12 protein-coding genes are annotated in these 13625 nt (G+C 64.8%); 7 read left to right on the top strand and 5 right to left on the bottom strand.

All coding sequences use genetic code 11. The annotated features are described in order from the left end of the window. Positions 1-16: 16 nt before the first annotated feature. Entirely contained in the window at positions 17-1279 is a 1263-nt protein-coding gene (locus BJY26_RS04675) for an aspartate aminotransferase family protein (protein ID WP_179426111.1), read from the bottom strand. A 94-nt stretch (positions 1280-1373) separates the two neighbouring features. Between BJY26_RS04675 and BJY26_RS04670 the strand changes: the two genes are divergently transcribed. The 5 genes from BJY26_RS04670 (at position 1374) to BJY26_RS04650 (ending at position 5254) form a co-directional block, all read left to right on the top strand. Next, a complete protein-coding gene (locus tag BJY26_RS04670) occupies positions 1374-2009 on the top strand; it encodes a CG0192-related protein (RefSeq protein ID WP_179426109.1) in 636 nt (211 codons plus the stop codon). Between the two features lie 110 nt (positions 2010-2119). Further along, on the top strand, positions 2120-2404 hold the full coding sequence (locus tag BJY26_RS04665; protein ID WP_179426107.1) for a cupin domain-containing protein: 285 nt from the start codon (positions 2120-2122) through the stop codon (positions 2402-2404). 71 nt (positions 2405-2475) lie between these two features. Continuing rightward, positions 2476-2712: a DUF5302 domain-containing protein gene (locus tag BJY26_RS04660; protein ID WP_179426105.1), complete on the top strand. Its 237-nt coding sequence runs from the start codon at positions 2476-2478 to the stop codon at positions 2710-2712. Between the two features lie 46 nt (positions 2713-2758). Then, positions 2759-4786 (top strand): prolyl oligopeptidase family serine peptidase, encoded by a 2028-nt coding sequence (locus BJY26_RS04655; RefSeq protein ID WP_179426103.1) that lies wholly within the window; start codon positions 2759-2761, stop codon positions 4784-4786. 183 nt (positions 4787-4969) lie between these two features. Next, positions 4970-5254 (top strand): hypothetical protein, encoded by a 285-nt coding sequence (locus BJY26_RS04650; protein ID WP_179426101.1) that lies wholly within the window; start codon positions 4970-4972, stop codon positions 5252-5254. Between the two features lie 146 nt (positions 5255-5400). Here the strand turns inward: BJY26_RS04650 and BJY26_RS04645 are convergent, their stop codons facing one another. From BJY26_RS04645 to BJY26_RS04630, 4 genes are all read right to left on the bottom strand, one after another. Beyond that, a complete protein-coding gene (locus tag BJY26_RS04645; protein ID WP_179426099.1) occupies positions 5401-6213 on the bottom strand; it encodes a SurA N-terminal domain-containing protein in 813 nt (270 codons plus the stop codon). A gap of 396 nt (positions 6214-6609) precedes the next feature. Next, positions 6610-7182 (bottom strand): peroxiredoxin, encoded by a 573-nt coding sequence (locus BJY26_RS04640; protein WP_179426097.1) that lies wholly within the window; start codon positions 7180-7182, stop codon positions 6610-6612. A gap of 51 nt (positions 7183-7233) precedes the next feature. Beyond that, on the bottom strand, positions 7234-8736 hold the full coding sequence (locus tag BJY26_RS04635) for a S1C family serine protease (protein ID WP_179426095.1): 1503 nt from the start codon (positions 8734-8736) through the stop codon (positions 7234-7236). A gap of 72 nt (positions 8737-8808) precedes the next feature. Further along, complete coding sequence (locus BJY26_RS04630; protein ID WP_179426094.1) at positions 8809-10899, bottom strand: MMPL family transporter; 2091 nt, start codon at positions 10897-10899, stop codon at positions 8809-8811. Between the two features lie 176 nt (positions 10900-11075). Between BJY26_RS04630 and BJY26_RS04625 the strand changes: the two genes are divergently transcribed. Beyond that, entirely contained in the window at positions 11076-11525 is a 450-nt protein-coding gene (locus tag BJY26_RS04625) for a GNAT family N-acetyltransferase (protein ID WP_179426092.1), read from the top strand. 203 nt (positions 11526-11728) lie between these two features. Next, entirely contained in the window at positions 11729-13570 is a 1842-nt protein-coding gene (asnB, locus tag BJY26_RS04620; protein ID WP_179426090.1) for an asparagine synthase (glutamine-hydrolyzing), read from the top strand. The last annotated feature ends 55 nt before the right edge of the window (positions 13571-13625 follow it).

Raw genomic sequence — 13625 nt, 5'->3', positions numbered from 1 at the left:
ACCCAGTGTGGCCCTTCTAGTGCGAGACGTCGCGGACGGCGTCCAGTGCCCCTTCGAATCGCGACAGGCCGCTATCGATTTCCGCCTCCGTCGCCACCAACGCCGGGATGATTCGCACCACGTTGCCCAACGCCCCACAGGTGAGCAGCAGCAGGCCTTGGTCGACGGCCGCCTGTTGGACGGCTGCCGCGGCGGGCGCATCGGGTTCGCCGTCTTCATCGACGAATTCGACTGCCTGCATCAGCCCGAGACCGCGCACGTCGCCCATGAAGGGGCGGGAGGCCTGGAGTTTCTCCAGGCCGGCGCGCAGCTGGTCGCCGCGGACGCGGGCGTTCTCGACGAGGCCTTCGCGCTCGACCACGCCGAGCGTGGCCACGGCTGCCGCAGCGGCGACGGCATTGCCGCCGTAGGTGCCGCCTTGCGACCCGGGCCATCCCTTCGCCATCAGATCCTCGCCGGCAGCCATGGCCGAAATGGGAAACCCGCTGGCCAGGCCCTTTGCGGTGATGAGAATGTCGGGCTTCGCGGCCGAGTACTCGTGACCCCAGAATTTGCCGGTCCGCCCGACGCCGGCCTGCACCTCGTCGATGATGAGGACGGCGCCGATCCGGTCGGCGCGCTCGCGCACTCCTTCGAGGAACCGCGGCGGCGTGGGCAGGTAGCCACCGTCGCCAAGCACGGGTTCAATGATGAATCCTGCAGTGTCCTCCGGGCTGGATATTGATTTCAGTAGGTAGTCGAGCTCACGGAGGGCGAAGTCGACGGCGGTGTCCTCGTCCCAGCCGTACCGGAACGCGTACGGGAACGGCGCAATCTGCACGCCGCCCATGATGGGCGAAAAGCCGGACCGGAATTTGGTGCCGGCGGTCGTCAGCGATGCGGCGGCCACGGTGCGGCCGTGGAAACCTCCGTGGAACGCAATGATGTTCGGCCGGCCCGTGGCCATCCGGGCCAGGCGGATCGATGCTTCGATCGACTCGGAGCCGGAGTTGGCGTAATAAACGCTGTCCAGGCCGGCCGGCAGCACGCCGGTGAGTTTCTCGGTGAGTTCGAGCAGCGGTTTGTGCATCACCGTCGTGTATTGGGCGTGGATGATCTTGCCGGTCTGCTCCCTTGCGGCCGCCACGACGTCCGGATGGCAGTGGCCGGTGCTCGTCACGCCGATGCCGGACGTGAAATCGAGGTACCGCTTGCCGTCGTCGGCGTTGATCCAGGAGCCCAGGGCCGTGTCGACGACTACCGGGGTGGCTTGCTTGAGAAGGGGGCTGAGAGAGGTCATGGACTAATCTTGTTCGTGTCCGATGTCGATTGTCAACAATCCGAGAGCGGCAGCATTTCGGACAAGCCGAGCGGACGACGCTTAGGGTGGATCCATGGCGATCATGTACAAGGCCGACTTATCTCCGACAAAGGCCGAGCTCATTGCCCGGTGGCTCCCGCTGCAGCAATGGATGCCGGCGGCCGCGGACGACGCGAATCTGCAGCTCCTCGGCTCCTTCCGGTTCGACGATCCGGACGGCGAGGTCGGCTTGGAGACGCACCTGGCCCGGCTGGCCGGCACGGTGGCGCACGTGCCGTTGTCGTACCGGGGTGCCCCGCTGGACGGTGCCGAGCCCGGACTGCTCGGCACGATGGAACATTCGGTGCTCGGCACGCGCTGGATTTACGACGCCGCCTGGGACCCGACCTATTGGACAGGGCTTGCGGCAGCGATCTTGGACAGGATGCCGCAGGCCGAGCAGTTCTTCGCCGTCAACGGCGGGCTCGAACGGGCACCCGAAACGGCGCACATCGATTCCAGCGGAACCCTGGACGCCGAACTGCCCCCGATCCGCGACGTCACGCCCAAAACCGACGGCGCCGTCACGACCGTCTCGGCGGGCGACATCGACATTTCCATTTTCCGCGTCATCGACACCACGGGCCGGATCGACATCGAACCGGCGCTGACCGCCACGTGGGCAGGGCAGTCGGCGCCCGTGCAGATCGCCGGCGCCGCCCTGCATTGACGGTCGCTGCCCCCGCCGAGAACCGTTCGGCGTGTGACGTTTCGTGACGTTCCCGGCCCCTTCCGCCCGGTCGTCGTCCTACTGTCGGGAGAGTCCGATGGGGGTGACACGTGACGCAGTTGACGCAGGGAACGCGCGCCGAATCGCGCGCGGCCGTCGTCGACTTCGAGATGCCGTCCGGCGCCGTCCTTGCCCATTGGCGCCGGAGCGATCATTGCCCCGCCATTCCGGCCGCGGCCCTTGTCATCTCCGGCACGCTCGCCGTTCGGATGCCCGGCTGCCCCGATGAGCACTGTGCGGCCGGCGACGTCGTCCGGCTCGATCTTGCCGTGGACGCCTGGACGATCGGTCAGCAGCCGTGCCTTCTTGCCGCACTTGGGACCGGCGGAAAATAAGGCGACGATTTCACGGCGACCGGGCTACTCTCAATGGACAACCGTTCAATGGTCAACTCGTGGAGGACGCCATGACTGACACGCATCCGGGTGCTTCCCCGCAGCCCCGCGACACTCCGGAGACCACTCCGGATCCCGCCAACCGGCAGACGCCGGAAGAGATCAAGGCCAAATTCCGCGAAGCGCTTGCCAAGAAGCACGAGCAGCCTGCGCACGATTCGTCGTCCGCGGGCCCCGGCCGGTCGAAAGTGCACGGCACGCAGCGCCCTGCCGGCCACAAGCGGGAATTCCGCCGAAAGAGCGGCTGAAGAGCGGGTGAGGGCGCCGTCGGATGCCGCCCATAGGATGAGTCATATGACGGACAATGACGAGTTCCAATGGCTTGAGGACATCTACGGTGAGCGCCAGCTCGAATGGGTCGCGGAGCAGAACGAGCGCACCGAAGCGATGTTGGCCGGGCCGATGTTCGAAAGCATGCAGTCCGACATCCTCGAGGTGCTCGACGGCGCCGGACGCATCCCGATGCCTGCCAAACGCGGCGATTATTACTACAACTTCTGGCGCGACGAAGCCAATCCGCGGGGGCTGTGGCGGCGCACCACCCCGGAAAGCTACCGACAAGACGAGCCCGACTGGGAGATCCTGCTCGACGTCGATGAACTTTGTCGGGCCGAGGATGCCGAGTGGGTCTTCGCCGGCGCCCAGTTGCGCTATCCCGACTACGACAGGGCGTTGATCCGGCTCTCCCCGGACGGCGGCGACGCAGTCGCGCTGCGCGAATTCGACGTGCCGACGAGGCAATTCGTCCCGGGCGGATTCGACGTGCCGGCCGCCAAGACGCACGCGTCCTGGATCGATGCCGACACGCTCTTCATCGCGTCCGATTTCGGGCCGGGCACCATGACGACGTCGAGCTATCCGCGTCAAGCGCGCCGGTGGCGCCGCGGGCAGGCCCTCGGCGATGCCGAAATCGTCATCGAGGTGCCGGTCGACCAGCTCACTGCCGGAGCCGCGCACGATCACACGCCCGGATTCGAGCGCGATTTCGTCTACGGCGCCCGGGATTTCTACACGTCGCGTACCTATCTGCTCGGCGACTCGGGCAGCGCGCATATCGAGGTGCCGGACGACGCGAGCATCGACGTGCACAGGGAGTGGCTCGTCGTCCGTCCGCGTTCGGCCTGGGACGTCGGCGGACGTCGGTATCCGGCCGGATCACTTCTGGCAGTCGATTTCGACGATTTCATGGCCGGGTCGCGCGATTTGACGGTGCTGTTCACGCCGGACGCGCAGACTTCGTTGCAGGGTTGGGCATGGACGCGTCATTATTTGATGCTCACCCTGTTGCACGACGTTTCGTCGCGGGTCGAGGTACTTTCGCCGGACGACGGGTGGTCCCGTGCCGAGCTGGCAGACGCCCCGGATCTCAGCACGATCACGGTATCGGGGGTCGATGATGAGGAAACCGACGATTACTGGATGATCGTGACCGGGTTTCTCACGCCGTCCACACTTCACCTGGGCACTGTCGGCGGCTCGGCGCCGGCGTTAAAGTCGGCGCCGGACTTCTTTGATGCATCCGATATGAGCGTCGAACAGCATTTCGCCACGTCGAAGGACGGTACCCGGGTGCCGTATTTCCAGGTATCGCCGGCCGGCGCGGCCGGCGGGCCGGTGCTGCTGTCGGGATACGGCGGTTTCGAGAACTCGAGGGTGCCGGCCTACAGCGGCACGATCGGGCGAGCGTGGCTGTCGCGCGGCGGTGTATACGTCAGCGCAAACATCCGCGGCGGCGGCGAATACGGGCCCGAGTGGCACCATGCTGCGCTACGGGAGAACCGGCCGCGTGCCTACGAAGACTTCGCCGCGGTCGCCGACGATCTCGTCGCCCGCGGCGTCACGACGCCGGAACGGCTCGGGTGCGAGGGTCGGAGCAATGGGGGCCTGCTGGTCGGCAACATGCTCACGACATATCCGCAGTTGTTCGGCGCCATTTCGTGCGGGGTGCCCCTGCTGGACATGAAGCGGTACACGAAGCTCTCGGCCGGAACCAGCTGGATAGCCGAATACGGCGATCCGGACGTGCCGGAGGATTGGGAATTCATCCGCGGGTTTTCGCCGTATCACAATTTGCACGCCGGCACCGACTATCCGCCGACATTGTTTTATACGGTGACGAGCGACGACAGGGTCGGGCCCGTGCAGGCGCGCAAGATGGCGGCGCGCATGCAAGCGCTCGGAGTGCCGAATGTGTGGGTGTACGAAAACCGCGAAGGCGGACACGGCGGCGGCTCGGACAATAAGCAAATGGCGCATTACCTGGCTGCCAGCTACACCTTCTTGTTCGACACTCTCAACGGGTCGACGCAGGCTGCACGCTAGTACCCGATTGCTTTGTCTAAGGCTTTCTAGCCTATTGCGTAGATACTTGAATAGTGTCCGATCGGCCGTGCTCGTCGGCATGCCGGGCCGACCCGACCCCAATAACGATCTGCTTTCACCACCGTTCGAACGTCGCCGCACGGGGTTACACTCGAGCAAAGAGGGTATTGGAAGGAGAATCCAATGGCAGCCAGTTGGGATAAATGGAAGCCGATCAGCCGTCGCGACAAAATGGGTATGTTGACCATCGGCATTGTGCTGATCGCCTGGGACATTCTCGCCGTGATCTTGATCCCCTACAACATCCTTCCCGGGAGCAATAGCGCGGTCGGCATCTTCTTTGGGCTCGCCGCGCCGGCCGTCTTCGGATTCATGGCGCTGTATTTCGCGTTCCGTTCACCACTGGAGAAGCCGAAGGGGCGCAAGCCGGAAGGGCCCCGGGCAAAGAACAAACCGGCGGAGCGCTGAGACTCCCCGACCCCCAGATCTGCCGAACGGGGCCTGTCGACTGGCCCCGTTCGGCGTTCAGTTCAGTGAGCCGATTCTGCTGTCTGCGGCTGTCTACGTTTGAGTCTAGATAGCCCGAGACAACTGAATCGACACGGTACGCGTGGTTAGACGAATACCTTCACGTTGGCTTTTGCCTTGAGCTTCTTCACGATCTTGCTGAGCTCCTGTTGCTGTTTTTGCTGCTGGAGCTGCTGCTTGATCTGCGGCTTCACCTTCTTCAGCGGTGGAACCTGACTGCTCTGAGCCTGCTGACCTTGCTGGGCTTGCTGCGCCTGCTGGGCCTTGGCCTGCGCGGCGTACTGCTGGTAGTACTTCTTGACCTGCGCATCCGAGACGTGGATCGGCCCAATGACCTTCTTTTCATAGGCCTGCACCTGCACCTGGTCCGTGGTGCGCGAACGGAACTGCTTCATCGTCATATTGCTCGACTTCAACGCGGCGTCCAGCTTCTTTTTGGTCTTGTACTGCTTTTTGGTCGCGTCGATCTGCTTTTGCACCTTGTCCTTGGACGGTTCGATGCCCCGTTTGTCTGCGTCCTGCAAGATGAGTTGATTACTGACCAGCGCCTTAATTGCCTGCTTCTTGACCTGCTTCAGCGCCGCACCTTTCATGGGGGCGGCCTGCTGGCCTTGCTGCTGGCTCTGCTGCTGCGCCTGCGTCTGCAATTGCTGGAGCATCCCGTTGTAGTCGATGCCCTTGATGTCCTCGCCGTTGACTGTCGCAACAGTCTTACTGCCTTTGACCTTGCCTTGAATACCCGACTGGCCGCTAGCGGCATCGGACTGCCCCGAGGCGCTTGCCTTATCGGATCCGCCGGACCCGCCGGACCCGCCGGACGACGTGCCTTGCGTATCGCACGCGGCGGCGCCCAGGGCGACGAACCCGGCAATGAGCAAGGTGATGACTTTCCGGATCATGCGAAGAATTCCCCCAATGGACCGGCAGGTGGAAGTGTCGGACAGTGCGTCCGCCATCGCCGGCGAGTATGCGCAGCGACACTAGCAGCGCCGCGAAACATGCTGCAAATAGCCCGCGACGCCTCCGAACGGGCGGTAAGCAGCCCATCACGACGGCGCGGTATTTGATCGACGCTATCGGTGCTTCCTGAACTATCTCTTCATAGCGCCTGCGTACAGTATGACCGCCCTGTCCCTCACGCCCGGCCCACCGCTCCGGCCCACACCATCCGGCCCACCTTTCGCAAAACGCGGCGCGGCGTCAGGAACGCGCCGTTCTGACGGCGCGTTCCTGACGCGCCGCCGCGTTTTATTGCGCCTATTGCCCGGCCGATTGTCCGGCCGAGGGCGAAGCAGTCATCGCGCGTGCAGCCATGTGGTGACGTCGGACGCGTGGGTCGCCGTCGGGAACACCGGGTAAAACACATGCTCGATGACACCGTGGCCGATGATCAACGTCAGCCGGCGATAGTAGGTGATGCCGTGTAAGACGAATGTCGGAAGGCCGAGCGATCCGGCCAGGTCGAGCGTGGAGTCGGACAGCAGCGGATACGGAAGTTGGAGCCGTTCCGCAGCCTCCGTCTGCACATCCGTCGACTGCATCGACAAGCCGTAGACCGCGGCGATCCCGGTCGACTGCAAGGCCTCGAAATTGTCCCGGAACCCGCACGCCTCCGGGGTGCATCCGCGAGCGCCCGGCACGTCGTCCCATCCCTCCGGCAGCTCTTGCCCCGGTACGCCCGTGCTCGGATAGACGAACAACACCCAGGTGCCGCGAACCGCAGCAAGCTCGACGGCGTCGCCGCTCGTCGACGGCAGCGTCAGGTGCGGCACGGCCACCCCCGTCAGATGGTCGGCCGCGCCGTCATCGACTGGTTTCGGCAGGTCGGCCGGGGTCGATTCGTTGGTGATCGGTTCGTTCGTGCTCATGGCGTTCCCTTCCTCGAGGTCCAGGTTACGCGGACGCCGCACAGGCGCTTTTTACTCGACGGGGCCGTTCACCAGCGTGACGGTGGCCTGGTGGGTTGCCCCGGCCACGTCGGTCCAATGGACGACGGCGGACTGGCCCGGGTCGTATCCGTCCAGCGTGGCCGAGAGTTTCTTGGCGGACCCGATCGACGTATTGCCGACCTGCGTAATCACGTCGCCGGCCTGTAATCCCGCTGCAGCGGCCGGCGTCGACGGAATCACGCCGGCCACGAGGGCGCCATCGACCCGCGAGGACCGCCCGGTCGTTTCGCCGGTCGCCCTTCCGAGTTCAATCCCCAAGAATGCCGGGTACCCGATCGACACGGTGTTCGTCTCATGTCCCGATTCGATGGTGTCGGCGATCTTGAGCGCCGACGCGATGGGAATGGCGTATCCGCTCGTCGACGCGCCGGTCTGACTGTTCGTCGAAGCGGCCGTGTCCATGCCGACGACTTCGCCGTCCGTGTCCACGAGCGGCCCGCCGGAGTCACCCGCCTGCACGTTCGCACTCGTTTGGATCAGCCCGGCCAGCGTTTCCGAATCGGCGGTGCCTTCGCTCATGGTGGTGATCTGCTGGTTCAACGCCGTCACCTTGCCTGCGGCGGCAGTCAAGCTACCTGTGCCGCCGGCATTGCCGATACCGACGACCTGGTCTCCGACGTCGACTTGGTCGGTATCCGTCCGAACCGTCTTCAAGCTTGAGGCGTTCGTCAGTTTCAGCACTGCGACATCGTCCTTCTTATCGGTGCCGACGACTCGTGCCTTGTACGTCTTGCCGGTCGATGCCACTGTCGCCTTGATGGAGGTCGAGCCCTCGACGACGTGGTTGTTGGTGAGGATTTCGCCGTTGGAGGTCAGGATCATGCCGGTTCCGGCCGCTTTGGCGCCTTCGTACTTCAGAACCGTGGTGATTTCGACGATGCCTCGCGATTGCGCCTTGGTTGCACGCGAGGTGTCGGCGCCGTTCCGGCCGTTTTCGCTACTTTGGCCATTTTGCGTGCCGCCGTTTTGACCGGTTCCCGGGAAGCCGTTCTGTCCGCCGTACCCGTATTGGCCGCCGGACGAGCCCTGCCCGGACGAACCCTGCCCGGACGAACCCTGCCCGGACGAACCCTGCCCGGACGAACCGTTACCGGTCCACCCTTGGCCGGATGACCCGGAGCCGGATGAGCCCTGCGAGTTCGGCGCCGCTTGTGCGCCGAACTCCACCGTCACATGCGATGGCCCGGCGAAATATCCGCCTCCGAATCCGACAAGGGCTGCTGCCACGATGGACGCGGCAATCGCGATGCCGGCTTTGTGGTGCCGCCGCGATTTCTTAGCCCGCGGCGCGCCACCCGGGCCCGCGGGGTGTGCGGAGGGGACGTACGGGCCCGGCCCCGGCTGCGGGCCGAACGTGTCCGGGCCCCGGCCCTGCGGCTGTTGCGGGTTGATTTGCTGGTTGCCGTGCGGCGTCGGTCCAAAGTTCGGCTGTTCGGACGGCCGGGGCGGCACCTGCGATGAATCGTTCATCATGCTCCCTCATCACTTCCTGATTTTCACTACATCCAGGTAAGCGCACGAAGGAATCAGCGCGCTGTGGCCTTCCTATGTCCGAGCTACGAATCTCGGTGTTGACTGAGTGTTTCCTGTGCCCGAGGAAGAACCGGCTGTGCGTACGGGCGTGCGCGGCCACCAGATCCGGTCACCGATTGCCGCGAAAATCGCCGGGACGAAGACCGTCCTGACGAAGAGCGTATCGACGAGCACGCCGAGCCCAACGATGAGACCGAGCTGTCCCAGCGTCACAAGCGGAAGGACGCCGAGCGCCGCGAACACCGCGGCCAGGACGACGCCGGCGCTCGTGATGACCGCGCCGGTACGGCTGATCGAGATCACCATGCCTTCGCGCGTGCCGTGCAACTGCGATTCGTGCAGGGCCCGGTGCGCAATGAAGATCGTATAGTCGATGCCGAGCGCCACAAGGAAGAGGAACGCCAGCAACGGCACGTTCACGTCGAGTGCCGGGAACCCGAACACGTGCTTACCCACCCACGTGCCGGCTCCGATCGCGGCTACGGCGCTGGCTGCGTTGACGGCGACCAGCAGGATGGGCGCAAGCAGCGAACGCAGCAGAATCACCAGAACGATGAATACGAGGCCCAAAATGATCGGCGCGATCAGCCGCAGGTCTCGTGTCGAAAAGGTCTTGACGTCAAGGCTCCGTGCGATCTGGCCGCCGACCGCGGCGCGGGCAGCCGGGACGTCGTGCACCGCCGTCCGCAACTCTCGCACCGTCCGGTAACTGGCGTCGGTCTGCGGATCGGCCTTGCCCACGACGTTGATTTCGGTCCACCCGCTCGTCGACGTCTTGATCGGGTTGGCGCGCTCGACGCCGTCCACCCCGGAGATGGCCTCCAGAACGGCGCCCGCCTGATTGGTGCGGGCCATGACAATCATCGGCTCGGACTCGCCGGCAGGATAATGATCGGCAAGCGTCTCGAAGCCCTGAGCCGATTCGCTGGCGACACGGAACTGTTGCGTCTGCGACAAGCCGACTTTTGTGCCGATCAGTCCGGAGCCCAGCACGGCCAGCACGATAATGGACATGCCGATCGTCAGCACCGGCTTGGCGGTGACGGTGCGGGCAATTGTCGACCAGACGCCGCGCTCGGATTTCTCCTCGTCGCCGACCCGCGGTATGAACGGCCAGAAAAGTCTCCGTCCACAGACGGCAAGGAACGGCGGCAATACGAGCAACGCAAATCCCAGAGCGATCGCGAGGCCGATGGCCGACGCAATGCCAAGCCCGCGCGAACTCGGCATGGCGGCCAGCACGAGCGTCAGCAATGACAGGACTACCGTGACGTTGCTGGCCACGATCGCCGGCGCCGTGGCCCGAAGCGCGGTACGCAGCGCAACGCGGTGGTCGGACTTGCGGCGCAATTCCTCCCGGTAGCGCGAAATCAGCAACAGCGCATAGTTGGTGCCGGCGCCGAATACGAGGACGCTGATGATGCCGGCGTCGAATTGCAGGTTCCACACGTCACCCACCTTTGCGGTGACGACGTTTGCAGCCTCATCGGCAAACGCGACAACCGCCAGCGGAACGAGCCAGAGCACCGGCGACCGATACGTCAGCAGCAGGATGGCGACGATTCCCACTGTGACGGCCAACAAAGTGAAGTTCGCGCCGTCGAATGCCGAGGCGATGTCCGCGCCAAACGCCGGACCGCCGGTGATCTGCACATGCAGGCCGCCGGACGTCGCGTCACGCGCAGTCGTTCGCAGCTTGTCAACAGTGTCGGCGATCTCGCTGTTCGAACGATCCGCGTTGATCGGCACGCTGACGATCGCGGCCTCGCCGTCCTTCGACATGATCGGACGACCGGCCCGGTGGCCCACGTCGGCGGCTAGCTTTTTGCCGACGTCCAACGCCGTGGCCTTATCGGCAGTCGTCAATGCGTCGCCGCCGCGGGAAAACACGGCAAGCACGGGCGACAGCTCGCTGCCGGGGAACTCATCGCGCAGCTTTTGCACTTGGGCGGACTCGGCGGCGGACGGAAGCGAATTCACGGCTCCGGGCGGATCGCTTTTGCTCATGGCGCCGATGGCTCCGCCCGCGACGATCAGCGCGATCAATAATGTCGCCCACGCGCCCTTGCGGGCCACAATCTTCCCCGATAGCCAATGCCACATGGTGCAGCCCCTCTGAATTCGCGATTCGACGGCAGCCACAACTGCCCTATGAGCGAATTTATTGACTGTGGCGGGCCGTTCCATCGTGCAAACGACCGCGCGGGTATCAATCAAAAGTTTGATTGGCGGCTCGACAAACCTGGCGCCCGAACCCGCGCATGAGCCACAGTTGACTCATGCAGATAACAATCAGAACGCCGCACGCCGCCGATCGTCCGGCCTGGGATCGCCTGTATGCCGGGTATGCGGTCTTTTACCGGACCGAACAGTCCGCGGACATGCGCGACACGGTATGGGCGTGGCTGCTCGACCCCGACCACCCGCTCGAGGCGCTCGTCGCGGAATCCGAGGACGGCGGGCTCGTCGGCCTGGCGCACTATCGGCCCTACCCTCGTCCGCTGCATGCCGCCTGGTGCGGGTACCTCGACGACCTTTTCGTCGATCCCGACTACCGCGGGACCGGGGCGGCCGATGCGCTGCTGGCCCGGCTGCGCGAGATCGCCCGCGAGCGCGACTGGCCGATTGTGCGGTGGACGACGGCCGACGACAACTACCGTGCGCGCGGCAAGTACGACCAGGTGGCCACCCGGACATCGTGGATCACGTACGACATGCCGAGTGCCTGAAGCCGGGGCGGCATTCGCACTTGAAGTGGCCCGTCCAACCCCACAGCACCCGGTTGTAGGCGGTCGGCGACGACAATGCCACTCGCCACGCCGAATATACATAGTTCTCCAATGTTTTTCATCGCGCGTTCATTTCCGAGGCGTAGCGTCGCAGAGCCGCCCGACGATGGAGCGGCAATCCACGCGAAGAATGAGGAGGCCGTATGTGCGGTGTTGCCGGTTGGGTGTCGTTCGATAGGGATTTGCGAAAGGAGCGGGCCACCGTCGAGGCTATGACCGAGACCATGGCCTGTCGGGGCCCGGACGCCGCCGGCACCTGGTTCGACACGCACGCCGCACTCGGCCACCGGCGCCTTGCCATCATCGACCTTCCGGGCGGCTCGCAGCCGATGGCGACCGAGTCGGATGCCGGCAAGGCAGCGATGGTGTATTCGGGGGAGACGTACAACTTTTCCGAGCTCCGCGACGAATTGCGCCGGCGGGGCCACCGATTCAACACCGACTCCGATACCGAGGTCGTGCTGACCGGGTACCTCGAATGGGGCGAAGCCGTCGCCGAGAAATTGAACGGCATGTTCGCCTTTGCAATTTGGGACACCGAGCGTCAAAAGCTCGTGATGATCCGCGACCGGATGGGCATCAAACCGCTCTATTATTACCCGACCGCGGACGGCGTGCTCTTTGGCTCCGAACCCAAGGCCATTTTGGAAAACCCGCTGGCCGAGCGAGCCGTCACCTTGGACGGGCTCCGTGAGATGTTCTCGTTCGTCAAGACTCCGGGGCACGCCGTGTGGGAAGGCATGCGCGAGGTGGAGCCGGGCACCGTCGTGACGGTCACGACGTCCGGCGTCAAGGAAACCCGTTACTGGACGCTCGAGACCAAACCGCACCCGGACGACCAGGACTCGTCGGTCGCCCACGTGCGCGAGCTGCTCGACGACATCACCGAGCGCCAGCTCGTGGCCGACGTGCCGCGCTGCCTGCTGCTGTCCGGCGGCCTCGACTCGTCGGTGCTCACGGGCCTGGCGGCCGACCAGCTGGCCCAGCACGGCGAGACGGTGCGCTCCTTCGCCGTCGATTTCGCCGGCCAATCGGACAACTTCATCCCCGACGACCTGCGCGGGACGCCGGACGGGCCGTTCGTGCACGACGTCGCCGACCTGGCCCGGACCGACCATCAGGACATCGTGCTGAGCTCGGCCGAGCTTGCCGACCCGGAGGTGCGTGCCACGGTCATCCGGGCCCGCGACCTGCCGATGGGGCTCGGCGATATGGATTCGTCGCTCTACCTCCTGTTCCGCGAGATCCGCAAACATTCGACCGTCGCGTTGTCGGGGGAATCGGCCGATGAGGTGTTCGGCGGGTACAAATGGTTCTTCAACGACGAAGCGCGCAAGGGGGAAACGTTCCCGTGGATGGCGCAGTTCTCGTCGATGGAGTCCGGCATGGCGTCCATCTTCAACTCGCGTCTGTTCGAGCAGCTCGACCTCGGAGGGTATGTCCGGAATTCGTACTCCGACGCCGTCGCGCAGATCGAACGCTTGGACGGCGAGAGCGAACACGAATATCAAATGCGCAAGATTTGCTACCTGCATCTGACCCGGTTCGTGCGCGTCCTGCTCGACCGCAAGGACCGCGCCAGCATGGCCACCGGTCTCGAAGTGCGCGTGCCGTTCTGTGACCACCGTCTTGTGGAATACGTCTACAACACGCCGTGGTCGATGAAGACGTTCGATGGCAGGGAGAAGTCGCTGTTGCGGGCCGCAGCCGCCGACGTCCTGCCGAAGTCGGTGGCCGACCGGGTGAAATCGCCGTATCCGTCGACCCAGGACCCGGCGTACGCCGTCCAACTGCAGGAGAATGCGCGGCGGTACGTGGCCGATCCGTCGCATCAGCTGTTTGAGCTCATCGACCACGACTGGCTGGCCGGTGCCGTGACGGAGCAGTCCGACAAGGTCTCGCAGGGATCGCGCTTTGGGCTGGAGCGTGCCCTTGACCTCGGGCTGTGGTTCGACATGTACAAGCCGACCATCAAGCTCGGCTGACGCCTGACGCCTGACGCCGGCTCGGGGGCGGGCTTCTCCGGCACCCCGGAGCGCT

Source organism: Spelaeicoccus albus, assembly GCF_013409065.1.
Classification (GTDB): Bacteria; Actinomycetota; Actinomycetes; order Actinomycetales; family Brevibacteriaceae; genus Spelaeicoccus; species Spelaeicoccus albus.
Note: the sequence above shows the minus strand (reverse complement) of the source record. Positions and strands in the feature narration are given on the sequence as shown.

Excerpts from the sequence above, each read along its gene's own strand:
- BJY26_RS04675 (WP_179426111.1), bottom strand. The coding sequence starts at position 1,279 with ATGACCTCTCTCAGCCCCCTTCTCAAGCAAGCCACCCCGGTAGTCGTC.
- BJY26_RS04670 (WP_179426109.1), top strand. The coding sequence starts at position 1,374 with ATGGCGATCATGTACAAGGCCGACTTATCTCCGACAAAGGCCGAGCTC.
- BJY26_RS04660 (WP_179426105.1), top strand. The coding sequence starts at position 2,476 with ATGACTGACACGCATCCGGGTGCTTCCCCGCAGCCCCGCGACACTCCG.
- BJY26_RS04655 (WP_179426103.1), top strand. The coding sequence starts at position 2,759 with ATGACGGACAATGACGAGTTCCAATGGCTTGAGGACATCTACGGTGAG.
- BJY26_RS04650 (WP_179426101.1), top strand. The coding sequence starts at position 4,970 with ATGGCAGCCAGTTGGGATAAATGGAAGCCGATCAGCCGTCGCGACAAA.
- BJY26_RS04645 (WP_179426099.1), bottom strand. The coding sequence starts at position 6,213 with ATGATCCGGAAAGTCATCACCTTGCTCATTGCCGGGTTCGTCGCCCTG.
- BJY26_RS04640 (WP_179426097.1), bottom strand. The coding sequence starts at position 7,182 with ATGAGCACGAACGAACCGATCACCAACGAATCGACCCCGGCCGACCTG.
- BJY26_RS04635 (WP_179426095.1), bottom strand. The coding sequence starts at position 8,736 with ATGATGAACGATTCATCGCAGGTGCCGCCCCGGCCGTCCGAACAGCCG.
- BJY26_RS04630 (WP_179426094.1), bottom strand. The coding sequence starts at position 10,899 with ATGTGGCATTGGCTATCGGGGAAGATTGTGGCCCGCAAGGGCGCGTGG.
- BJY26_RS04625 (WP_179426092.1), top strand. The coding sequence starts at position 11,076 with ATGCAGATAACAATCAGAACGCCGCACGCCGCCGATCGTCCGGCCTGG.
- asnB (WP_179426090.1), top strand. The coding sequence starts at position 11,729 with ATGTGCGGTGTTGCCGGTTGGGTGTCGTTCGATAGGGATTTGCGAAAG.